Source organism: Microvirgula curvata (assembly GCF_054781615.1).
This window is the reverse complement of sequence record NZ_BAAGUB010000028.1, coordinates 261,486-283,564: the sequence shown is the minus strand read 5'-3', so window position 1 is coordinate 283,564 and position 22,079 is coordinate 261,486. Positions and strand designations below refer to the sequence as shown.

Below are 22,079 nucleotides of genomic sequence, written 5' to 3'. Positions count from 1 at the left end.
CGAGACGGCCGGCCAGCGATGGCCGGCCACTGACGGCCCACAGACTGCCGCATGGACTTTTCCAGCCAACCGAGATTCTTTCGCCGCGGTACGACACCGCTGACCCGCCTGATTGCCTGCGGGTCGCTGTCGCTCGCGCTGATGGTCACTGACAGCCGCCTGCACCTGCTCGAGCATATTCGCGAGACGGTGGCGGTCGCCCTTTATCCGCTGCAGTGGCTGGTCAATACCCCGATCGAGGCGGCGGTGCGCGCCAGCGACTTCTTCACCGCCCAGGCGGTGCTGGAGCGCGAAAACCACACCCTGCGCAACGAACAGCTGATGCTGTCGGCCAAGCTGCAGCGCCTGGCCAATCTCGAACAGGAAAACCGCGAACTGCGCTCGCTCGGCGGCCTGAAGCCGCAGAAGCAGGGCCACGAGCAGTTCGCCGAAATCCTGTACCAGAGTCGCGACCCGTTCACCCGCAAGCTGATCATCGACCAGGGCGACCAGAGCGGCATCCAGCCCGGCATGCCGGTCATCGATGCCCACGGCCTGCTGGGTCAGGTGTCGCGGGTTGCCCCGCTGACCAGCGAAGTCACGCTGATCACCGAGAAGGACTCCGCCGTTCCGGTCATGGTGTCGCGCAACGGACTGCGCGCGCTGCTGTTCGGTACCGGCGGCGGCGTCGAAGTCCGCTTCCTGCCGTCCACCGCCGATATCGAGGCCAACGACTTGCTGGTCACCTCGGCCATCGACGGCACCTATCCGCCCGGCCTGGCCGTCGCCAGGGTGCTGAAGGTCGAACACAATGTCGGCGGCGCCTTCGCCCGCGTCATCTGCACCCCGCTGGGTGAAGTCGACCGCGGCCGCTTTGCGCTGGTGCTGCAGCAGCAGCCCGAGCTGCCGGCCCCGCCGCCCGAGCCGGTGCCGAAACCCCAGAAGAAGAAGAACCGCCGCGCTGGCGGCGACGAATAGGCCCATGGACAAACCGAGAGAACTGCTCAAGCCGATCAAGGCGCGCTGGATCCTGTTATCCGTGGCCCTGGCCCTGGTCGTCGAGCTGCTGCCGCTGGGCGGCAGTACCCGCTTCCTGCCCGACTTCGCCGCGCTGATGGTGATGTACTGGTCCATCAACCAGCCGTCGCGCTTCGGCATCGTGCTGGCCTTTCTGGTCGGCATCGCCTGCGACTTCACCAGCGCCAGCGTCATCGGCCAGCACGCGCTGGCCTACACCTTCACCACCTACCTGATCACGCTGCGCCAGCGTCAGGTGGTCATGTACAACCTCGGCCAGCAGGCGCTGGTCGTGCTGGCGCTGCTGCTGCTGAACCAGGCCATCATGTGGATTACCCGCGTCGCACTGGGCAGCGCCCCGGTGGGTCTCGGTTATTTCACCTCGCCGTTCGTCGGCGCCCTGCTGTGGCCGCTGGTCACCAATATCCTGATCATTCCGCAGCGCCGCGGGCGCCCGGGCTGACGCGATGCTGTCTTTCCGACGCCGCTTCCGGTTCAAAGCGCTGTGGCGCGCCGACTCCCCGTCCGCCCAGCAGCAGGACAGCCAGTTCCAGATCCGGCTGGTCGTCGCCTTTGCGGCAATGGTGTTCGCGTTTTTCCTGCTGTTCACCCGCTTCGTGTTCCTGCAGGTACTGCAGCACGACCACTTTTCCACCCTGGCGCAGCAGAACCGGATTTCGCTGGTGCCGGTCGAGCCGAACCGCGGGCTGATTGTCGACCGCAACGGCGAGATTCTGGCGCAGAATTATTCGGCCTACACGCTGGAACTGACGCCGTCCAAGATCGACGATCTCGATGCCACCATCGCCGAAGTCGGCAAGCTGGTCGAGGTCACGCCGCGCGACCTGCGCCGCTTCCGCAAGCTGCTGGGCGAGTCGCGCAATTTCGAGAGCGTGCCGCTGAAGGTCAAGCTGACCGATGTCGAGATCGCCCGCATCGCCGCCCAGCGCTATCGCCTGCCCGGCGTCGACATCAATGCCCGCCTGTTCCGTGACTATCCGTTCAAGAACCTGCTGTCGCACGTGATCGGCTATATCGGCCGCATCAACCAGAAAGACCAGGACATGCTCGAGGAGACCGAGCAGATTTCAAATTATCGCGGCAGTACCCATATCGGCAAGACCGGGCTGGAAAAGGTCTACGAGGAAGAACTGCACGGCGTCACCGGTTTCGAGGAAGTCGAGACCGACGCCGGCGGCCGCGCCATCCGCACCCTGCGCCGCACCCCGCCGCGCAACGGCAAGATCCTGAAGCTCGCGCTGGATATCCGCCTGCAGCAGAAAGCCAGCCAGCTGTTTGCCGGCCGGCGCGGCGCCCTGGTCGCCATTGACCCGGCGACCGGCGGCGTGCTGGCCTTCCTGTCCGAGCCCGGCTTCGACCCGAACCTGTTTATCGACGGCATCGACAGCCAGACCTGGAAAGATCTGAACGACGACTGGAAGAAACCGCTGGTCAACCGCGCGCTGCGCGGCCTGTACCCGCCCGGCTCGACCTTCAAGCCGTTCATGGCCATGTCCAATCTGGAAGCCGGCTTCCGCAGCCCGGACTACGCGATCGCCGACCCCGGTTACTTCACGCTGCCGGGCAGCTCGCACCGCTTCCGCGACTCGTTCCCGAGCGGCCGCGGTTCGGTCAACCTGTTCAAGGCGATCCAGGTCTCCAGCGACACTTACTTTTACAAGCTGGCCTGGGACATGGGTATCGACCGCCTTGCGCCGCAGCTGGCCAAGTTCGGCCTCGGCACCCAGACCGGCATCGACCTCGACCACGAGGCGCGCGGCGTGCTGCCGTCGCGGGAATGGAAGGCCAGGCGCTTCGCCCGCTACCCGGAAAACGTGCGTCGCTGGATGCCGGCCGACGTGGTGCCGATCGGCATCGGCCAGGGCTACAACACCTACACACCGCTGCAGATGGCCAATGCAACCGCGATTCTCGCCAACGGTGGCAAGGTGTTCAAACCGCATGTGGTGCAGGAAATCATCGACCCGGCCACGCATGCGCCGACCCGGGTATCGGCACTGCCGATTCGCGACAACCATTTCAATCCGAAGAACGTCAATTTCGTCAAGGAAGCCATGGCGGCGGTGCTGAAGCCTGGCGGTACCGGGGCCCGCATCGGCGCCGGCCTGCAGTACGACATGGCCGGCAAGACCGGCACCGCGCAAGTGGTGCAGATCAAGCAGGGGGCCAAGTACAACGCCGCAGCCCTGGCCGAGCAGCACCGCGACCACTCGTGGTTCATCGCCTTCGCACCGGTCGATCAGCCGAAAATCGCGGTCGCCGTCATCGTCGAGAACGGTGGCTGGGGCGCCGCCGCCGCTGCGCCGATCGTCCGCCAGCTGGTCGATTTCTACCTGCTCGACAATGGCAAGACCCCGTTGATCCACCCCGGTGACGAGGTACCTGCGCCCGATGCCGAAGCGGCGGCCGCCACGCCGGCCAAACCATCGCGCAAGCCCGGCGCACCGGCAGGGAAACCGGCCGCCGCACCGCCGCGCGGTGTCGAAGAGGTACCCGAGGAATAACATGTCGCAATCCAGCAACCTGATCGGCCGCATCTTCGAGCGCATCAAGGCGCCGGTGGACGGCTGGCTGTTCCTGTTCACCATCCTGATCTTCATCGTCAGCCTGGTGGTGCTGTACAGCGCCTCGAACCAGAATCTGGACAAGGTGCTGAACAAGATGGCGTTCATGGCCATCGCCCTCGGCGTGATGTGGGCGATTGCCAACATCAAGCCGGAGCAGCTGATGCAGCTCGCGCTGCCCGGCTACCTGATCGGCGTCCTGCTGCTGGTCGGTGTGGCGCTGTTCGGCGAGGTGGTCAATGGCTCGCGGCGCTGGCTCGACATCGGCGTCACCCGCATCCAGCCATCAGAAATCCTCAAGATCATGGTGCCGATGGTGCTGGCGTGGTTCTTCCAGAAAAACGAAAGCAGCCTGCGCTGGTATCACTTCGTGATCGGGGCGCTGATCATCGCCGTGCCGGTCGCCTTCGTGCTCAAGCAGCCCGATCTCGGTACGGCATCGCTGATCGCCGCCGCCGGCTTCTACGTGATCTTCCTCGCCGGCCTGCCGTGGCGCGTGCTGCTGATCGGCCTGCTGGGCTTTGGCGCCACGCTGCCGGTGATCTGGAACATGATGCACGACTACCAGCGCCAGCGCGTGCTGACGCTGCTGGACCCGACCCAGGACCCGCTCGGCGCCGGCTACCACATCATCCAGTCGATGATCGCCATCGGCTCCGGCGGCCCGCTCGGCAAGGGCTGGCTGGCCGGTACCCAGACTCACCTGGAGTTCATCCCGGAACGGACCACCGACTTCATTTTCGCCGTCTATGCCGAGGAATTCGGCCTGCTCGGCAACGGCATCCTGCTGGTGCTGTACCTGCTGGTCATCGGCCGCGGGCTGATGATCGCGGCCAAGTCCACCAATCTGTTCGGCCGCCTGATGGCGGGCTCGCTGACGCTGTCGTTTTTCACCTATGCTTTCGTCAACATGGGCATGGTGTCCGGCATCCTGCCCGTGGTCGGTGTGCCGTTGCCGCTGGTCAGCTACGGCGGCACCGCCATGGTGTCGATCCTGGTCGGTTTCGGCATGCTGATGTCGATCCAGAAACACAGGCCACTGATCAAGCGCTGAGCGCCGACAGGACTGTTCAGGCACGCCGGGCGGTGATAATGTTCATCCGTTATTTTGCTTGGCGCAAACAGAACAAAAGGTTATATGAAAATGCGTAAATTCCTTGCTGTGCTGGCACTCGCCGGCCTGAGCACCACCACCCTGGCTGCCGACCTGCTCGATACGGTGCAGGCCCGCGGCACGCTGAAAATCGCCACCGAAGGCACCTACCCGCCGTTCTCGTTCAAGGACAAGCAGCAGCAACTGACCGGCTTCGATGTCGAGATCGGCCGCGAGATCGCCAGGCGCCTGAAGGTCAAACCGGAGTTCGTGCAGAGCGAGTGGAGCGGCATGCTGGCCGGTCTGCAGGCCGGCAAGTACGACATTGCGCTGAACCAGGTGTCGGTGACGCCGCAGCGTCAGCAGATCTTCGACTTCAGCGTGCCGTACACGATTTCCAGCGCCCAGCTGGTGGTGCGCAAGAATGAAACCCGCGTCTTCCGCTCGCTGGACGATCTGAAGGGCAAGAAGCTCGGCGTCGGCCAGGGCAGCAACTACGCCGACATGGCGAAGAAGGTCGACGGCGTCGAGGTCAAGACTTACCCGGGTGCGCCGGAATACCTGCAGGATCTGGCCACCGGCCGCATCGATGCCGCGCTGAACGACAGCCTGATGATTCCGTTCTCGATCAAGGAATCGCGCCTGCCGGTCAAGGCCGGCGCGCCGGTCGGCGACCTGACCACCATGGCGGTGCCGTTCGCCAGGGGCAATCCGAAATTCAAGACCGCCGTCGACGCCGCACTGAACGGCATGAAGAAGGACGGCACGTTCAGGACGCTGTCGGTCAAGTGGTTCGGCATCGACGTCTCGAAGGCGCCGGCGCACAAGAAGTAACTAGCGGGTACGCATGAGCGACACCGCCCGGTCGGGCGGTGTCGCTTTTTCGGGAGAAGAAATGAACTGGATGGAACTGCTGCAGACCGCGCTGCCGGTCATGCTGGCCGGGGCCGGCTACACCTTGATGTTTGCCGTGACCAGCATGGTGCTGGGACTGGCGCTGGGCTTCGCCGTGGCGCTGCTGCGCGTCGCCCGGGTGCCGGTGCTGGCCCCGATTGCCGCCACCTATGTCAGCCTGATGCGCGGCACGCCGCTGCTGGTGCAGATTTTCGTCATCTACTACGGGCTGCCGAGCGTCGGCATCGAGTTCTCGCCGGTGCCGGCCGGCATTCTGGCGCTGACGCTGAATGTCGCCGCCTACCTGTCGGAATCGATGCGCGGCGCACTGGCCGGCGTCGAGCGCGGGCAATGGGATGCCGGGCTGTCGCTGGGCTTCACCTGGTGGCAGAGCATGCGCTACATCATCGCGCCGCAGGCGCTGCGCCTGGCCGTGCCCAGCCTCGCCAACAGCCTGATCTCGCTGATCAAGGACACGTCGCTGGTCTCGGTCATCACCGTGGGCGAGCTGATGCTGGCCACCAAGGACGTGATCGCACAGACCTTCCAGCCACTGCCGCTGTACCTGGCCGCAGCCGGTATCTACTGGCTGCTGAGTTTTCTGTTCGAGCGGGTACAGAAACGGGTGGAAACCCGCCTCGCCGTCGCGCACCGGCACTGAGCCGGTACGTGCCGCTGGCGTCAGGCCAGCTCCGACCTCGCCAGCGTAGCCCCCTCATCTGCCCAGAGCAGACCAGCAGGCCCAAATTGAAACGAGCCGCATTGAGCGGCTCGTTGGCGAGGGTGGATGAACGTGTTAAAGAACGCTGTCTGTCCATGACGCGGTTTCAAACATGCCGGCGTTACGGGCCGGCCCCTCTGTTTCCCCGTGGTCGCGCATCGATATCGCGTGTACGGCGGCTGGGGACCCCGTGCGCGCTGGGCGCAGTGGCGCGGGTCGGTTTCCGCCCTGACTGGCTACGGGACTCACCATCATGCAACGACGGCCTGCACCGCCCTGCACTGTGTTTGTAGCCCGCTTCCGGCCTCTCCGCCAATGCATGGCAAATGAAAAACGCCAGCAATGAATGCTGGCGTCGTAAAGTGATGCTGGCCCGCCCGACTACAGCCCGCCGTAGGAATGCAGGCCGGTCAGGAACATGTTCACGCCGATAAAGGCGAACGTGGTCACCAGCAGGCCGATGATGGCCCACCACGACAGCACGGCACCGCGCCAGCCCTTGACCAGACGGACATGGAGCCACGCCGCGTAGTTCAGCCAGACGATCAGCGCCCAGGTTTCCTTCGGGTCCCAGCTCCAGTAGCCACCCCAGGCATCCGCCGCCCACATCGCGCCAAGGATGGTGGCGATGGTGAAGAACAGGAAGCCGACGGCAATGGCACGGTACATGACTTCGTCGAGCACTTCCGGCTTCGGCAGGCGACCGCTGAGCACGCCCTTCGCCGACAGCCGCTCGGCGATGCCGAGCATGGCCGACAGCGAGAACGCACCATAGCCGATGAAGTTCGCCGGGACATGGATCTTCATCCACCACGACTGCAGCGCCGGAATCAGCGGCTGGATTTCATGCGCGCCGCGGCTGAAGGCATACCAGAGGATGAAGCCGACCGCGGCCGAGATCACCATCAGCACGAATGCACCCATCTGCCGGGCCTGATAGCGGGCCTCGTAGTACAGGTACATCAGTGCGGTCACCAGACAGAACAGGATGAATACTTCATACAGATTGGATACCGGAATGTGACCGATATCCGGGCTGATCAGATAGCTCTCGTCCCAGCGCACGAACAGGCCGGTCAGGCCCATGACCGCGCCGGCCCAGGTCAGCCCGCTGCCGACCCGGGTGCCGAACTCGCTGCGTGCCAGCACGCCGACCCAGTACACCAGCGTGGCCAGGAAGAACAGCACGCACATCCACATGATCGCCGACTGGCTGGACAGCATGTACTTGAGCAGGAAAAGCTTCTGGCCATTGGCCAGGTCGCCGTCATACAGCGCGATGGCCGCCACGGCCAGGGCGCCGCTCAGCGGGAAGAACCAGCGCCACGGCTTCCAGAACACGCCCAGCGCGATCAGGCCGACGGTACAACCGGCCAGAATCGCGTGTTCGTAGACGTCCATATAGGCACCGTACTGCGCGACGGCGATGCCGGCGGCGGCGATGATGACCAGCGCGTACAGTACGTCCTTGATCAGGCCGGTCCGCAGCGGGGGGCTGTCAGGCCGGTTCTTGGCTACGAGTTCCATCGGAAACGCTCCTCAGCAGGGGATTACAGGTGTTCGATGGCGTCGCGATGGCGATCGAAATCGCGGTCGAGATCGCTGGTCTTGCGGTTGGAGGCCATGGCCATCCGGCTGTTGCCCTCAGGCTGGATCAGCACCCACAGCCGCAGCTCGCGCACATAGAACATGAACAGGATGCCGGCCACCAGCAGCAGCGAGCCGAGATAGACCACGTTCTTGCCCGGCGAGCGCGTCATCTGCAACCCGGAGGCCTTGACCTCGTCAAAGCCGGTCAGCTGCAGGAACAGCGGCGAGCCATAGTCGCGGCTGGCGCTGTAGGCAACCAGACTGTCGAGCAGGAAGCGGTAGCTGTTTTCATTCAGCGGCAGCGGTTCCAGTTGCGCCTGGCGACGGGCCACGTCCTGCAGGTCGATGATCGCGCCCTGCAGGATTTTCACATAAGTCTGTGCCACGGCTTGTCTTTTCTCTTCCGGCACCTTCTGGTCGAGGAAGTTTTCCAGCCCGGCGAAACCCTGCTGCGAGAAGCGCGCCAGCACCCATTCGACGCTGCCGGCAAACTGGCGGGCAAGCGACGCGTCGATCGCGCCGCCGGCTTCCGCCTTGGCGGCCGCGCGGCGCGCCACTTCGCCGTACAGGGCAGGGTTCTGCAGCGCATTCTTCAGCCGCATGAAGCTGTCCAGCTTGCCCTCGGCATCCAGCGGATAACGCAGGAACGACATCGGGCCACCAACCTGGGTACGCACGCCGCTGACGATATAGCTGTGACCTTCGAGCTGGATCGGCGCCATGTAGGTCATGTACTCGAGCGCCTGACCCTGCGCATCGCGCAGCTTGAACTGGATGCTCGGGCCGAGGTTCTTCACCTGCTTGTCATGGTTGACCCGGCTGGCGTCGGCCAGCAGTCCCTGCAGGTTCTTCTTCACGCCCATCGCCGAGTTGTCGGCGACCGACTCGACGTTGAACGGCCGGAAATCGCCGAATTCCAGCGTATAGCGCTTGCCGTCGATGACCAGCGGCTGACCGTTCATCGACTTGCCGCGCAGTGTGACCGGCTTGTCCAGCGGACGATTCAGGTCCCAGGCGGCAAATTCGAGCCCGGAGCCGCCATCGCCGAAGCTGGCCTGGTAGATCGACACGCCATCGATGGTCAGCGGGTGATTGACCTCGATGGTGGCAGTGGTTTCCTTGCCGTTCTGCTTGTCGGTCACCACCACATCGCTGGCGAAACGCTTCGGCATCCCGTTCGTGTAGTAGTCAACATGGAATTTTTTCAGCGTGACGATGAACGGCAGTTCCTGCACGAAGTAGCCGTTGCCGGCATTCAGGAACACCACGTCGGCCGACTGGTTTTCCGGCAGCGTGACATTGCCGCGGAACGACAGGTTGCCATCGCCGAGCCGGCTCTTTTCCGGCACCTGGCTTTGCGGCACGTCGCGGACTTCCGCGCTGGCGCGGCCGAACAGTTCGGCCAGTTTCAACGGCACGTTGCCGTCGATCAGGCCGCCGATACAGATCACCACCATCGCGATGTGGGCCAGGAAGTAGCCGAGCCTGTTGGCCGCGCCCTTCTTGGCCGCCAGCATCAGGCCGTCGTCGCGCTGCAGGCTGCGCACGCTGAAGCCCTGCGCTTTCAGGTAGGCCTCGACCTTGTCAGCCGGCAGCGCGCGCTCGATGCGGGCGCTGTGGGTCATGGCGGCCAGCGACTGGCTGGTCGCGCGTTCGCGGAAGGCCTTCATGTCCTTGATGAAGCCCGGCGCATTGCGCCAGATGCACAGCGTGGTCGAGGTGACCAGGAACACCAGGATCAGCAGGAACCAGCCGGAGTGGTAGACGTCGAACAGGCCGAGCGTGCGGTAGACCTCGAACCAGAACGAGCCGAACTCGAATGCATAGTTCGAGTACGGCTCGTTCTGCTTGAGGACCGTGCCGATCACCGAGGCGATGGCGAGGATGGTAAGGAGCCCGATGGCGAAACGCATCGAGCTGAGCAATTCGTAGAGGCTGGCGGCAAAGCCAGTCTGGCGGCGTTTGGACGTCATGGACCACACAATGTAAAGAGGGGGAGGCATTGACCTCCCCCTGTGTATCACGGCCGGATGAAAGCCGACTTAATCCGAATCAGGCCGTTTCATGCCCGGCCTCAGCGCAGGCCGGACACGTAGTTGGACACCGCCTTGATTTCGGTGTCGGACAGACGCGCGGCGATGTCGGACATCACCTTGTTGTTCGCGCGCTCGCCCTTCTTGAACGCAAGCATCTGCGCCTCGACGTAGCCTGCGTGCTGTGCGCCCAGATGCGGGTACTGGCCGGGGATGCCGGCGCCGGCGGGACCGTGACAGGCCATACAGGCCGGCACTTTCCGATCGGCAACGCCACCACGGTAGATCGTGGCTCCCGCCTTGATGGTGGTCTTGTCGGCGGCTTCGCGCGGCTTCAGCTTCTGCTCGTTGAAGTAGGCAGCCACATTGCGCATGTCATCTTCGGACAGCGTGGACGCCATCCCCAGCATGATGGCGTTCTGGCGCTTGCCCGATTTGAACTCGTGCAGTTGCTTGGCAATGTACTCGGCGTGCTGACTGGCGAGGGACGGATTGGCCGCCGCCACGCTGTTGCCGTCGGCGCCGTGACACGCCGCACACACTTGTTCGGCGATCACTTTGCCTTTTGCCGGGTCGGCCTTGGGGACGGCAGGGGCCGGGTTTGCCAGCGCGCCCGTGACCAGGGAGAGGCCGGCAACCGCCAACAGCATGTTGATTTTCATGGGTTCTCCTAGCGAAAGAAGTCGCAAATCCTTGGCGGACGTAGTATTTTCAAACCACTTATTCTATACCAAATGATTTTAAGCAGACTACCGATGCCGTTGTTCCAGAATGCAACTTTCTTTACCACCGTCAACCATATCAAGGATCTGCCCGATACGGCGGCCGAAGTCGCCTTCGTTGGCCGCTCGAACGCCGGCAAATCCAGCGCGTTGAACACCCTCGCCAACCGCACCCGGCTGGCCTTCGTCTCGAAGACGCCGGGTCGCACCCAGCATATCAACTTTTTCAAGCTGGACACCGGCGGCGAGGACTACCTGGTCGACCTCCCGGGCTACGGCTATGCCGAAGTGCCCGAAGCGATCCGCACCCACTGGGTCGAACTGCTTGGCCGCTACCTGCAAACCCGGGAAAGCCTGATCGGCCTGCTGATGATCATGGATTCGCGCCATCCGCTGAAAGACCTGGATGTGCGAATGCTGAATTTCTTCCGCGTGACCAATCGCCCGGTCCACATCCTGCTGTCCAAGGCCGACAAGCTGAGCCGCCAGGACCAGCAGAAGACCCTGGCCGCCGTCCGCCATGCACTGGACGACTACCCGGGCGTCAGTGTCCAGCTGTTCTCCAGCTCGAAGAAAACCGGCGTGGCCGAGGTCGAGGCCGTGGTGTCGGCATGGTTTGCCGATCGCCAGCCGCCGCATGACGACGTGCTGCTGGACGAGGAGCCGGACCGCGACGAATAAACGCCGCCTGCGCGACGGACGGCGGGCAGTGCCGGGAACTTTTCCCCTGCCCGCGCGGCCGAAGTCGGAGTGTCCGGCATGGATGACGCGCAGCAACCTGCGCCGCTGCGGCGGATAAAAGGGAAGCGGCAACATCGCCGCCCCCGAACGCAGACGGTTGCGCCCGGAAGTGCGAACACCTCCCGCTTCTCCTCCCTGAGCGGGAGCCCGGCCTCCAGGCCAGGCATTCAGCCCTGAGTCGCACCCCTGTCGCTCAGGGCTTTTCTTGCGCCCTCGCCACCAGCACCGACTTGTGCACCGGCTCGATCAGCCACTCCAGCCGGGCCGCCATCGCCGGGCTGACATGAATTCCGCCCTCTCCGTCCACCAGCAGCACCGACTGGATGCCAAAACGTCCAGCCGCACGCAGCGCCCCTGCCGCACCGGCAAAATACACCGGCTTGCTGGCCACATCGGAACGCAGTCCCCGGTCGGTGCCACGTTCCACCAGCACCGTCACTGCCTGTACCCGGCAGCGGGCGTTGCCGTCGCGCGGGTCGATCAGGTGACAGTAGCGCTGGCCGTCGAGCATGAAAAAGCGCTGGTAGTCACCCGAGGTGCCCATGGCCTCGCCCGGCTGCAAGGCGACCACCGCCATCGCGCGCGGGTCGCGCGGATGCTGGATGCCGACCTTCCAGCGCACGCCGGGCGCCTTCTCCCCCAGCGCCAGCACATTGCCGCCGATATTGATCAGCGCATCGCGTACCCCGTGCCGATGCAGGATATCGGCGACCCGGTCCAGCGCCCAGCCCTTGGCCAGCCCGCCGAAATCCAGTGCCACATCGGGGTTGCGGCTGCGGGCCATGCCGTCGGCGACCGTGATGTCGAGGGTGGACGGATGCAGGGCGAGCACGGCGCGAAGGGCTGCTGTCGGCGGGGCGACCGGCGCAAAGCGGTCGGCGTGAAAACCCCAGAGTTCAACCAGCCGGCCGATGGCCGGATTGAACAGCCCGTCGCTGTTTCTCTCGCCGTCCTGCGCCAGCCGGATCAGGCCGGCCAGTTCGGCATCGACCGGCGCGGCACGGCCGGCCGCGAACGCCTGGTTCAGCCGCACCACGTCGCTGCCGGCCTGCCAGGCATGCAGCTTGTTGTGCATCCGGTCCAGTTCGGCCAGTGCAGCAGTGACGGCGGGTGCTGCCTGCGCCTGTGGCAGATTGGCAACACTGACTTCGACCCGGGTGCCGAATACATAGCTTTCCTGCCGGTACGGCTCGGGCCGGTCGGCGCAGGCGGTCACCGCCAGCAGCGCGACGGCAGCGAGCAGCCACCGCCGCCAGCCGCCGGCCGTCAGCTGGCCAGACAATGCTTCTCGATGGCGGCGATGAACATCCCGGCCACGTCCAGCCCGGTCTGGTCCATGATTTCGCGGAAGCAGGTCGGGCTGGTGACGTTGATTTCCGTCATGCAGTCGCCGATCACGTCCAGTCCGACCAGCAGCAGACCCTGGGCGGCCAGGCGCGGGCCGATGGCCTCGGCGATCCGGCGATCGTTCGCCGTAAGCGGACGGGCCACGCCGCGGCCACCGGCGGCCAGGTTGCCGCGCGTCTCGCCGGCCAGCGGAATGCGCGCCAGGCAGTAATCGACCGGCACGCCGTCGATCAGCAGGATGCGCTTGTCGCCATCGACGATCTCCGGCAGATAGCGCTGGACCATCAGCGTGCGCGTGCCGCGCCCGGTCATGACTTCCAGCACCGAACCCAGGTTCGGGTCGGTCGGCGTCAGCCGGAAAATGCCGTCGCCCCCCATGCTGTCCAGCGGTTTGAGGATCGCATCGCCATGTTCGGTCACGAAGGCGCGCAGCGCGGCCATGTCACGGCTGACCAGGGTCGGGGCAATGAAATCCGGGTACTGGAGGATGGCGAGCTTTTCATTGTGATCGCGGATCGCCTGGCCCCGGTTGAAGCAGCGCGCACCATGCCGCTCGGCCAGACTCATCAGGTGGGTCGCGTACAGGTACTCGTCGTCGAACGGCGGGTCCTTGCGCATCACTACCGCGTCGAACGCGGCCAGGTCGTGCACGGCGGTATCGCCGGGCACATACCAGTCATCGCGCTGACCGGTCAGTCCGATTGCGGTGGCCTCGGCCAGCACCCGCCCGTCGCGGGCGAACAGCTGCCGGGGTTCCAGCGCATACAGCGTGTGACCGCGTGCGGCTGCCGCCTCCATCATGGCGAAGGTGGAGTCCTTGTAGGTCTTGAAGCTGGCGAGCGGGTCAGCGATGAAGGCAATTTTCATGGGAATATTTTCCTGGGTCCGCGCCGGTTCAGCCTTGAGCCGGATCAGTGGCTTCGAGTTCGCGCGATGCCGCCAGCAGCGCCAGCCGCGCAACGACGCCATAGGCGTACAGCCGGTTGGTCGAGCATTCCGGCCCGCAGGTCATGTCCGGCAGGCAGGCCGCATCGAAGGTCATCGGCGTGAAATGCATGCCCGGCGCATTGAGGTTCTCGTCCACGCCGCGGCCCTCGTGCACCCGGTAGAAGCCACCGACCACATGGCGGTCGATCATGTAGATGACCGGCTCGGCCACCGCATCAGCCACCGTCTCGAAGGTATAGACCCCTTCCTGGACGATGACTTCGCTGACCTGCTGGCCTTCCTTGATCACCGACATCTTGTTGCGCTGCTTGCGGTTCAGCCCGACCACGTCGTCCGGGCTCTTGGCGGTCATCACGCCCATGCCGTAGGTGCCGGCATCGGCCTTGACGATCACGAACGGCGTTTCGCTGATGCCGTGTTCGCGATATTTGGCACCGATCCGCGCCAGCTGGTCGCTGACCGCGTCGGCCAGTACCTGCTCGCCCTGGCGCTCGTGGAAATCCAGCCCGCCGCAGGCGGCAAAGTACGGATTGACGAACCACGGGTCGATCGACAGCAGTTCGCCGAACTCGTTGGCCACGCTGTCATAGGCGGCAAAGTGGTGGGTCTTGCGGCGCACGTCCCAGCCGGCATGCAGCGGCGGCAGCACGTTCTGTTCGAGATCGCGCAGCAGCGCCGGCGCGCCGGCCGACAGGTCGTTGTTCAGCAGGATCAGGCACGGATTGAAGCCGTCGGCCAGCACCAGCCGGTTGCCGCGTCGCACGATCGGTTCCAGCGTCAGCGTGTCGCCGTCCGGCAGGTCGAACACCGTCGGTGCGGTGATTTCCGCCAGCAGGCTGCCGATGCGGACCCGGAAGCCGGCCTGCGACAGGATGCGCGCCAGTGCCGCAACATTTTTCAGATAGAAAGTGTTGCGGGTGTGGTTTTCCGGAATCAGCAGGATGCTCTTGGCGTCGTTGCAGGCCCGCTCCACCGCATGGGTGACGGCCTGCACCGCCAGCGGCTGCGCATCGCGTCCCAGATTGTTGAAGCCGCCCGGGAACAGGTTCATGTCCACCGGCGCCAGCTTGAAACCGCTGTTGCGCAAGTCGACCGAGCCATAGAACGGCGGCGCATGCTCGGCGAACTGACGACGGAACCAGTGTTCGATCTGCGGTTGTCCGGCGAGCAGGCGTCGCTCGAGTTCGATGAGCGGTGCGGTCTGACAAGAAGCAAGCGACGTGACGGGCATGGTGTCCCCTTGGGGAGGTTTGTATACAAACGGCGTTGATGGCGATCGCCGGGTCATTTTTCAAGAGTAGCCGGCGAAATTAGTCAAGGCAGCTGCCCTGGCCACGCGTCGCCGAAATGCGTCTGGTACTGCCGCGCCAGGCCCGGCCAGTCGAATACATGGTTCTGTCCGCCGCGGCTGGCAATCTTGATGGCGCCCAGCATCGACGCCAGCCGGCCCGACGCCAGCCAGCCCAGTCCATGACTGATGCCGTACAGCAGACCGGCACGATACGCATCGCCGCAACCGGTCGGGTCCACGACCCGCTCCGCCGGCACGCCCTCGATACGATAATGCCGGTCGGCATAGATGTCCGAACCCTGTGCACCACGGGTCACCACCAGTGCCTCGACCCGTCCGGCCAGTTGCGACAGCGTCAGACCGGTGCGCGCCTGCATCATCTCGGCCTCGTAGTCGTTCAGCGCCAGATAGGTCGCCCGCTCGATCATTTCCTGCAGTTCGGCGTCCGACAGCAGCGGCAGTTCCTGGCCCGGGTCGAAAAAATACGGCACGCCGGCAGCGGACAGCTCGCGCGCATGCTGCAGATCGGCCTGGTGGCCGCTCGGGGCGACGATGGCAAGCTCGATGCCGGGCATCTGCCCGGCATGGTTCAGCGTCGCGAAATCGGTGGCACCCGGATGGAAGGCGGTGATCTGGTTGTCGTCGCGATCCGAGGTGATGAAACACTGCGCGGTATAACAGTCGGCAATCTCGCGAATGCCGTCGGTACGCAGTCCCTGTCGTTGCAGATGCTGGCGATACGGGCCGAAATCGTCACCGGCCGACGACAGGATGACCGGGTCGCCACCCAGCATTTTCAGGTTGTAGGCGATATTGCCGGCGCATCCGCCGAACTCGCGCCGCAAGTGCGGCACCATGAAACACACCGACAGCTTGTGCAGTTGATCGGGCAGAATATGCTTGCTGAACGAATCCTGGAACGTCAGCAAGGTGTCATAAGCAATGGAACCGCAGACCAGCACGGACATGGGCCGGCTCCTGTATGTCGTAATCCGCCCATTCTAAGATGGTTCGCGCTCCCCCCTGAAAGGCCCGCAATGAAAAAATCCTCCCTCCTTCTGCTCTCCGCGCTGCTGTTCGGCGCCGCGCCGGCCGTCAGCCTGGCCGCGCCGCCGTTCGACGGCATCAGCTATGCGGACCTGCAGGGCAAGCCGCACGGCTTTGAAGCGTGGCGCGGGCGGGTGGTGGTGGTGAACTTCTGGGCGACCTGGTGTGCGCCGTGTCGCGAGGAAATGCCGATGCTGAACACGTTCAGCCAGAAATGGGGCCCGCATGGCGTGACCGTGGTCGGCGTCGCCATCGACGACAAGGTGTCGGTACGCAACTTCGTCAATCAGTTCGGCATCACCTATCCGGTGCTGATCGGCGACCAGAGCGCCATGAATCTGCTGCGCGCCGCCGGCAACAAGGTCGGTGCGCTGCCATTCACCGCCGTGCTCGACCGCAGCGGCCGCCAGGTCGCCAGCCTGACCGGCCGGCTCAATGAAGCCCAGCTTGAAGCCGCAGTCCGCCCGCGCCTGTAAGGCCCTGAAAAGCATGCCCGGGCGACAGCCAAACGCTGAATCCACCCGGTTTTCAGGTAAGATCGCGCTTTCCGTTGAACAACAACTGCATCGCATGAAAATCGGTATTGTGATGGGGAGTCAGAGCGACTGGCCCGTGATGGAACACGCCGCCCGCGTCCTCAGGGATTTCGGCGTCGACTTTGAAACCCGGGTCGTCTCCGCCCACCGGACCCCGGACCTGTTGTTCGAGTACGCGGAAACGGCCGAACAGCGCGGACTGGCAGCCATCATCGCCGGCGCCGGTGGCGCGGCCCACCTGCCGGGCATGCTGGCCGCCAAGACCCATGTGCCGGTGCTTGGCGTGCCGGTGCCGTCGCGCTACCTGCGCGGCGAGGACTCGCTGCTGTCCATCGTCCAGATGCCGAAGGGCATCCCGGTCGCGACCTTCGCCATCGGCGAAGCCGGCGCGGCCAATGCCGGACTGTTCGCCGTCGCCATGCTGGCGAATGCCGATCCGGCGCTGGCGACGCAGCTGAAGGCCTTCCGCGAAAAACAGAAGCAGACCGTGCTGGACATGGTCCTGCCGGAGATCAGCGCCGAATGACCCCCATCCTTCCGCCGGCCATGCTCGGCATTCTCGGCGGTGGTCAGCTCGGCCGCATGTTCACGATCGCCGCCCGCACGCTCGGTTACCGCGTCACCGTGCTCGACCCGGACGCCAGGGCCCCGGCCGCCGCGTTCGCCGACGTCCACCTGTGCCGCGCCTATGACGACCGCGATGCGCTGAAGACGCTGGCCGATACCTGTGCCGCCGTGACCACCGAATTCGAGAACGTCAATGCCGACTCGATGCGCTGGCTCGCCCAGACCATCCGCGTCAGCCCGTCGGCCGACTGCGTCGCCATCGCCCAGGACCGCATCGCCGAAAAATCCTGGATTCGCCGCGCCGGGCTGGATACCGCGCCGTACCTCGCCATCGAATCGGTGGAAGAGCTGGCCTGTGACCTGTCGCCGTGGCTGCCAGGCATCCTGAAGACCGCCCGCCTCGGTTACGACGGCAAGGGCCAGGTCCGGGTCGACACGCCGGAAGCCGCGCGCGCCGCCTATGCCAACCTTGGTGGCCAGGCCTGTGTGCTGGAGAAGCGCCTGCCGCTGCAGCGCGAGATCTCGGTCATCGTCACCCGCGTGTCCGACGCGCTGGTCAACAGCTTCCCGGTATCCGAAAACGAACACGTCGACGGCATTCTGGAGCTGTCGATCGTGCCGGCGCGCATTGGCGATGCGCTGGCCGCCCGCGCCCGCGAGATGGCCATCCGCCTGGCGCACGAGCTCGACTACGTCGGCGTGCTGGCCGTCGAGTTCTTCGTCCTTGCCGACGACTCGCTGGTCATCAACGAGATCGCCCCGCGTCCGCACAATTCCGGTCACTACACGCTGGATGCCTGCAATACCGACCAGTTCCAGCAACAGGTCCGCGCACTGTGCGGCCTGGCGCCGGGTCGCGCCGACCTGCTGACCCCGGTCGTGATGGCCAATCTGCTCGGCGACCGCTGGAAGGCCGACGGCTCGGCACCGTACTGGGCCGTGCTGATGGACACCCCGAATGCCAAACTGCACCTGTATGGCAAGGACACCGCCCGCAAGGGCCGGAAGATGGGGCACTTCACCGTGGTCGGCAGCGATGTCGACAACCTGATCGAGCAGACCAGGGCCCTGCAGGAAACGCTGTAACCATCACATCGCCCCGGACCCGCCTCCGGGGCCTTTTTACTTTTTTACTGTGTTGTTCGCCCCCTACCGCTTCTGGCAGTAAGCCCGTCCGATCCCCATTGCCGGCCGGCCGACCCCACAAGCGTTTTATCGTTTTAACCGAGGTTCATCCCAACATGGCAACAGCCATCCTCATCGACGGTGCCTTTTTCCTGCACCGCTACCGTTCGCTGGTATCCGACGCCGCAACGCACACCCCTGAAGACGTGGCCGATACCCTGGTCCGCTGGTCGCTCGCCCACCTGAACCAGCAGGACGAACGCCGCGACCTGTACCGCATTTTCTTCTATGACTGTCCGCCGCTGGCGAAGAAAGTCCACATGCCGGTTTCCGGCAATCTGCGCGATTTTGGCGAATCGGCCGAGGCCCGCTTCCGCACCGGCCTGCATGAAGCGCTGTCGCGCAAGCGCAAGCTGGTGCTGCGCTACGGCCAGCTGGCCGATTTCGGCCAGTGGAACCTGAAACCGATGGTCCAGCGCGCGCTGGTCAAGCACGAGCGCGCCGTCGACGAACTGCGCGACGAAGACTTCGCCTATGACGTGCGCCAGGGCGGCATCGACACACTGATGGCCCTCGATGTCGCCGGACTGGTGTACAAGAAGCAGGTCGACCAGATCGTGCTGTTCTCCGCCGACGCCGACTTCGTGCCGCTGGCCAAGCTGGTGCGCCCGGAAGGCATCGACCTGGTGCTCGATCCGATGTGGAAGCCGGTCGCCTCCGAGTTGTTCAACCATATCGACGGCCTGCGTTCCACCTGTCCGCGCCCGGTGCGCGAAATCAGCGGCAACGTCTGAATCGACTGCGGACGATGCCACCCCGCATCGTCCCGCGCCTTTTTCCTGATCCGAAAGATAGCCATGAGCGGCCTGACCACCACCGACCTCAAAAGCCTGAAGAAAATCTACTCCGGGAAAGTTCGCGACCTGTACCAGATCGACGACACCCGCATGCTGATGATCGCCACCGACCGCCTGTCGGCGTTCGACGTCATCCTCGACGAACCGATCCCGGAAAAAGGCAAGATCCTGACCGCCATTTCCAATTTCTGGTTTGAACGCTTCAAGGACCTGGTGCCCAGCCACCTGACCGGCGATCGTCCGGAAGACGTGGTGTCCGCCGAAGACCGCGCACAGGTCGAAGGCCGCGCCGTGGTCTGCCGGCGACTGACGCCGATTCCGGTCGAAGCCGTGGTGCGCGGCTACCTGGCCGGTGGCGGCTGGAAGGATTACCGCCAGAGCGGCGAAGTCAGCGGCATCAGGCTGCCGGCCGGGCTGCGCGAAGCGGACAAGCTGCCGGAACCGATCTTCACCCCGTCGACCAAGGCTGCCGTCGGCGACCATGACGAACCGATCTCGTTCGCCCAGTGCGCCGACCTGATCGGCGCCGACCGTGCCGCCGAAGTGCGCGACACCGCCATCCGCCTGTACCAGGCCGCCGCTGCCTTCGCCGCCACCCGCGGCATCCTGATTGCCGATACCAAGTTCGAATTCGGCCTGGACGAAAACGGCACGCTGACGCTGATGGACGAGGCGCTGACCCCGGATTCGAGCCGTTTCTGGCCGGCCGACCAGTACCAGCCCGGCAGCAACCCGCCGTCGTATGACAAGCAGTTCGTGCGCGACTGGCTGGAAAGCGTCGGCTGGAACAAGCAGCCGCCGGCCCCGGCCATTCCGGCCGACGTCGCGCAGAAGACCGCCGACAAGTACCGTGAGGCGCTGACCCGGCTGACGGCCTGAGTCAGACAGCACCGGCAATTGCAGTCGCGCCGGTGCGCACCACCACAAGCATCTGGCCGGCCCGGCAACGGGCCGGCCAGATGCTTGCAAACCCCGTCCACGAATGTCAGTGCCGGCGGTTTCGCGCAGCGAGGCGCGACCCCCGCTTCGGCAGGCCGATCAGCATCACCGCGCAGACAATCACGCCCATCGCCATCCATTCGGCCGCACCGATATGCTCACCGGCGAACAGCATGCCGAGCAGCACGGCCACCACCGGGTTCACATACGCATAACTGGTTGCCGCAGCCGGCCGTACATGCCGCAGCAGGTACTGGTAGGCAGAAAACGCGATCAGCGAGCCGAACACCACCAGATAGGCGAGCACGGCCCAGCCCGTCGCCGTCGGCAGGGCGTGCATGCGCTCGCCAGCCAGCTGACTGGCCACCATCAGCACCGCGCCGCCGGCCAGCATCTCCGCCGCCGGGGCCATCGCACCGGCCGGCAGTGACAGGCGCTTGCCCCAGACCGAGCCCAGCGCCCACGACGCCGCCGCCAGCAGGATCAGCACGGCGCCGACCGGACTGGCCTGCAGATTGCCGCCCATATTCAGCAGCAGCATGCCGAACAGTCCGAGTCCGATACCCAGCCATTCGCGGCGGGTATTGCGCTGGCCCCACAGCTGGGCGAAAACCAGGGTGAACAGTGGCACCGTGGCAACGCCCAGGGCAGCAACCCCGGAAGCCACCCACTGCTCGGCCACGGTCACGCCGCCATTGCCGCCGGCCAGCAGCAGGGCGCCGACGAGGGCCGCCCCCTTCCACTCGGCACGGGTCGGCGCCGGCGCGCCATGCCGGCGCAGCCAGACGTACATCAGGCTGCCGGCAATCAGGAAGCGGACGCCGGCCATCATCAGCGGCGGCCAGCTTTCCACGCCGAAGCGGATCGCCAGATAGGTCGAGCCCCAGATCACGTAGAGGGCAAAAAAAGAGGCGATCAGCCGCAGTCGGTCGGCTGGAGCAGGGGCTTGCATGGAAGGTCTTTCGGAAAAAGCGGGACAGGGGCCGGCAGCGGCTCATTCTATGGGCTTCAGGGTCAGGCAGACGGCTGACACCTGTCAACGATAGCGATTGACAATCAAACTGGTTTTTACAATCAAATTCATCTCTGGCCCGGTGATGGGTAATCTGCAGACATCGTTATCACGCCGACCCCGCCGGAGCCCGCCATGCACTTCCATCCCGCCCCGAACTCGCCGCTGCTGAAGACGCTGACTTTCGCCGCCGTCCACTTCACCGTGGCCTTTACTGTCGCCTATCTGCTGACCGGCAGCCTCGGCATCGCCAGCCTGCTGGCCATGGTCGAACCGCTGTGCAATACCGTGGCCTACTTCTTCCATGAAAAGGCCTGGAACGCGCTCGGCCGCGCACGGCGCCAGTCACAGGCGGTCGCCGGTGCCGGCATCTGAAATCCGCCGCCGAAATCTTAGACAGCGCTTAAAGAAAGGTCCGATAATGGACTTTCTTCTTGACTAAGTAGTCACGCACGTTACAATTTCAGTGCTGACCATTTGACCCAGAGCAATGAACGAATCCTTCAAGCAGTTCGAGCAGGCCATCGACCGGGCCGGTGCACGCTACCCCGGCTCGCCGCGGCAGGAAATCCTGCTGACCCGGCTCTACTATCACATCATTCCGCGCCTGAACAATTTCTTCAATGACGGCCTCAGGCAGTACGGCCTCAACGAGACGCTGTACCTGGCCCTGATGTCGATCTTCTCGGCCGAGAACCACGCCATTGGCCCGTCCCACCTGTCCGATGTACTCGACTCGTCGCGGACCAACATCACCCGCGTGGCCGACGAGCTGGTCCGCAACGGCTGGGTGTCGCGCGAAACCTGCAGCGAGGACCGCCGCCGGCTGTACCTGAAACTGACACCGGAAGGGCTGAAGATGGTCGAACAGTTGCTGCCGGAAATCCGCGTCATGCACCGCTCGCTGTGGGGCTCGTTTTCCGAGACCGAGAAAGTGGCCATGGAAGGCCTGATGCGGAAGCTGCTGGCCACGCTGGGCGGCTGAAATTTGTCACAAATATAATTACAAATGAAATTAATCGCATGGGAAGTATC

The 22,079-nt window shown here is 64.7% G+C and carries 22 protein-coding genes; 14 read left to right on the top strand and 8 right to left on the bottom strand.

Translation table 11 applies throughout. The features are described 5' to 3' along the window. Positions 1-51: 51 nt before the first annotated feature. The 6 genes from mreC (at position 52) to ACYVG8_RS12320 (ending at position 6,229) form a co-directional block, all read left to right on the top strand. Positions 52-957 carry a rod shape-determining protein MreC gene (mreC, locus tag ACYVG8_RS12345; RefSeq protein WP_107888865.1) on the top strand — a complete coding sequence of 302 codons (906 nt, stop codon included), beginning with the start codon at positions 52-54 and terminating at the stop codon, positions 955-957. A gap of 4 nt (positions 958-961) precedes the next feature. Next, complete coding sequence (gene mreD / locus ACYVG8_RS12340) at positions 962-1,459, top strand: rod shape-determining protein MreD (protein WP_028498501.1); 498 nt, start codon at positions 962-964, stop codon at positions 1,457-1,459. Positions 1,460-1,463: 4 nt separating this feature from the next. Next, complete coding sequence (mrdA, locus tag ACYVG8_RS12335) at positions 1,464-3,521, top strand: penicillin-binding protein 2 (RefSeq protein WP_051528714.1); 2,058 nt, start codon at positions 1,464-1,466, stop codon at positions 3,519-3,521. Position 3,522: 1 nt separating this feature from the next. Continuing rightward, entirely contained in the window at positions 3,523-4,635 is a 1,113-nt protein-coding gene (rodA, locus tag ACYVG8_RS12330) for a rod shape-determining protein RodA (protein WP_107888868.1), read from the top strand. A gap of 90 nt (positions 4,636-4,725) precedes the next feature. Next, positions 4,726-5,508: a transporter substrate-binding domain-containing protein gene (locus tag ACYVG8_RS12325; RefSeq protein WP_107888869.1), complete on the top strand. Its 783-nt coding sequence runs from the start codon at positions 4,726-4,728 to the stop codon at positions 5,506-5,508. 61 nt (positions 5,509-5,569) lie between these two features. Continuing rightward, a complete protein-coding gene (locus tag ACYVG8_RS12320; RefSeq protein WP_028498504.1) occupies positions 5,570-6,229 on the top strand; it encodes an amino acid ABC transporter permease in 660 nt (219 codons plus the stop codon). 441 nt (positions 6,230-6,670) lie between these two features. On the opposite strand, the gene ccsB is transcribed toward ACYVG8_RS12320, so the two are convergent. The 3 genes from ccsB to ACYVG8_RS12305 form a co-directional block, all read right to left on the bottom strand. Continuing rightward, positions 6,671-7,816 carry a c-type cytochrome biogenesis protein CcsB gene (ccsB, locus tag ACYVG8_RS12315; RefSeq protein WP_028498505.1) on the bottom strand — a complete coding sequence of 382 codons (1,146 nt, stop codon included), beginning with the start codon at positions 7,814-7,816 and terminating at the stop codon, positions 6,671-6,673. A gap of 23 nt (positions 7,817-7,839) precedes the next feature. Then, complete coding sequence (locus tag ACYVG8_RS12310) at positions 7,840-9,852, bottom strand: cytochrome c biogenesis protein ResB (RefSeq protein WP_112691959.1); 2,013 nt, start codon at positions 9,850-9,852, stop codon at positions 7,840-7,842. A 101-nt stretch (positions 9,853-9,953) separates the two neighbouring features. After that, entirely contained in the window at positions 9,954-10,574 is a 621-nt protein-coding gene (locus ACYVG8_RS12305; RefSeq protein WP_028498507.1) for a c-type cytochrome, read from the bottom strand. Positions 10,575-10,667: 93 nt separating this feature from the next. Between ACYVG8_RS12305 and yihA the strand changes: the two genes are divergently transcribed. After that, positions 10,668-11,315, top strand: a complete 648-nt coding sequence (gene yihA / locus ACYVG8_RS12300; RefSeq protein ID WP_028498508.1) for a ribosome biogenesis GTP-binding protein YihA/YsxC — start codon at positions 10,668-10,670, stop codon at positions 11,313-11,315. 253 nt (positions 11,316-11,568) lie between these two features. Here the strand turns inward: yihA and ACYVG8_RS12295 are convergent, their stop codons facing one another. The 4 genes from ACYVG8_RS12295 to ACYVG8_RS12280 all read right to left on the bottom strand — a co-directional run bounded on the left by ACYVG8_RS12295 (position 11,569) and on the right by ACYVG8_RS12280 (position 15,929). Beyond that, entirely contained in the window at positions 11,569-12,657 is a 1,089-nt protein-coding gene (locus ACYVG8_RS12295; protein ID WP_460745908.1) for an FAD:protein FMN transferase, read from the bottom strand. Beyond that, positions 12,642-13,589, bottom strand: a complete 948-nt coding sequence (gshB, locus tag ACYVG8_RS12290; RefSeq protein ID WP_028498509.1) for a glutathione synthase — start codon at positions 13,587-13,589, stop codon at positions 12,642-12,644. Before gshB ends, ACYVG8_RS12295 begins: the two co-directional genes overlap by 16 nt. Positions 13,590-13,617: 28 nt before the next feature. Then, entirely contained in the window at positions 13,618-14,901 is a 1,284-nt protein-coding gene (gene gshA, locus ACYVG8_RS12285) for a glutamate--cysteine ligase (protein WP_112691960.1), read from the bottom strand. A gap of 83 nt (positions 14,902-14,984) precedes the next feature. Then, positions 14,985-15,929, bottom strand: a complete 945-nt coding sequence (locus tag ACYVG8_RS12280; RefSeq protein WP_107888870.1) for a carbohydrate kinase family protein — start codon at positions 15,927-15,929, stop codon at positions 14,985-14,987. 69 nt (positions 15,930-15,998) lie between these two features. Here ACYVG8_RS12280 and ACYVG8_RS12275 point away from each other — a divergent pair, with 69 nt between their 5' ends. The 5 genes from ACYVG8_RS12275 (at position 15,999) to ACYVG8_RS12255 (ending at position 19,972) form a co-directional block, all read left to right on the top strand. Then, positions 15,999-16,484: a TlpA family protein disulfide reductase gene (locus ACYVG8_RS12275; protein ID WP_028498512.1), complete on the top strand. Its 486-nt coding sequence runs from the start codon at positions 15,999-16,001 to the stop codon at positions 16,482-16,484. A 94-nt stretch (positions 16,485-16,578) separates the two neighbouring features. Next, positions 16,579-17,070, top strand: coding sequence for a 5-(carboxyamino)imidazole ribonucleotide mutase (gene purE / locus ACYVG8_RS12270; RefSeq protein WP_028498513.1), 492 nt, complete (start codon positions 16,579-16,581; stop codon positions 17,068-17,070). After that, positions 17,067-18,197 carry a 5-(carboxyamino)imidazole ribonucleotide synthase gene (locus ACYVG8_RS12265; RefSeq protein WP_460745906.1) on the top strand — a complete coding sequence of 377 codons (1,131 nt, stop codon included), beginning with the start codon at positions 17,067-17,069 and terminating at the stop codon, positions 18,195-18,197. Before purE ends, ACYVG8_RS12265 begins: the two co-directional genes overlap by 4 nt. A gap of 155 nt (positions 18,198-18,352) precedes the next feature. Beyond that, positions 18,353-19,030 carry an NYN domain-containing protein gene (locus tag ACYVG8_RS12260; RefSeq protein WP_028498515.1) on the top strand — a complete coding sequence of 226 codons (678 nt, stop codon included), beginning with the start codon at positions 18,353-18,355 and terminating at the stop codon, positions 19,028-19,030. A 63-nt stretch (positions 19,031-19,093) separates the two neighbouring features. Beyond that, positions 19,094-19,972 carry a phosphoribosylaminoimidazolesuccinocarboxamide synthase gene (locus ACYVG8_RS12255; protein WP_107888872.1) on the top strand — a complete coding sequence of 293 codons (879 nt, stop codon included), beginning with the start codon at positions 19,094-19,096 and terminating at the stop codon, positions 19,970-19,972. Between the two features lie 106 nt (positions 19,973-20,078). On the opposite strand, the gene yedA is transcribed toward ACYVG8_RS12255, so the two are convergent. Continuing rightward, positions 20,079-20,984: a drug/metabolite exporter YedA gene (gene yedA, locus ACYVG8_RS12250; protein ID WP_460745903.1), complete on the bottom strand. Its 906-nt coding sequence runs from the start codon at positions 20,982-20,984 to the stop codon at positions 20,079-20,081. 195 nt (positions 20,985-21,179) lie between these two features. Between yedA and ACYVG8_RS12245 the strand changes: the two genes are divergently transcribed. Beyond that, positions 21,180-21,419 (top strand): DUF2061 domain-containing protein, encoded by a 240-nt coding sequence (locus ACYVG8_RS12245; protein WP_028498518.1) that lies wholly within the window; start codon positions 21,180-21,182, stop codon positions 21,417-21,419. Between the two features lie 115 nt (positions 21,420-21,534). After that, entirely contained in the window at positions 21,535-22,029 is a 495-nt protein-coding gene (locus ACYVG8_RS12240; RefSeq protein WP_028498519.1) for a MarR family transcriptional regulator, read from the top strand. Positions 22,030-22,079 lie beyond the last annotated feature (50 nt).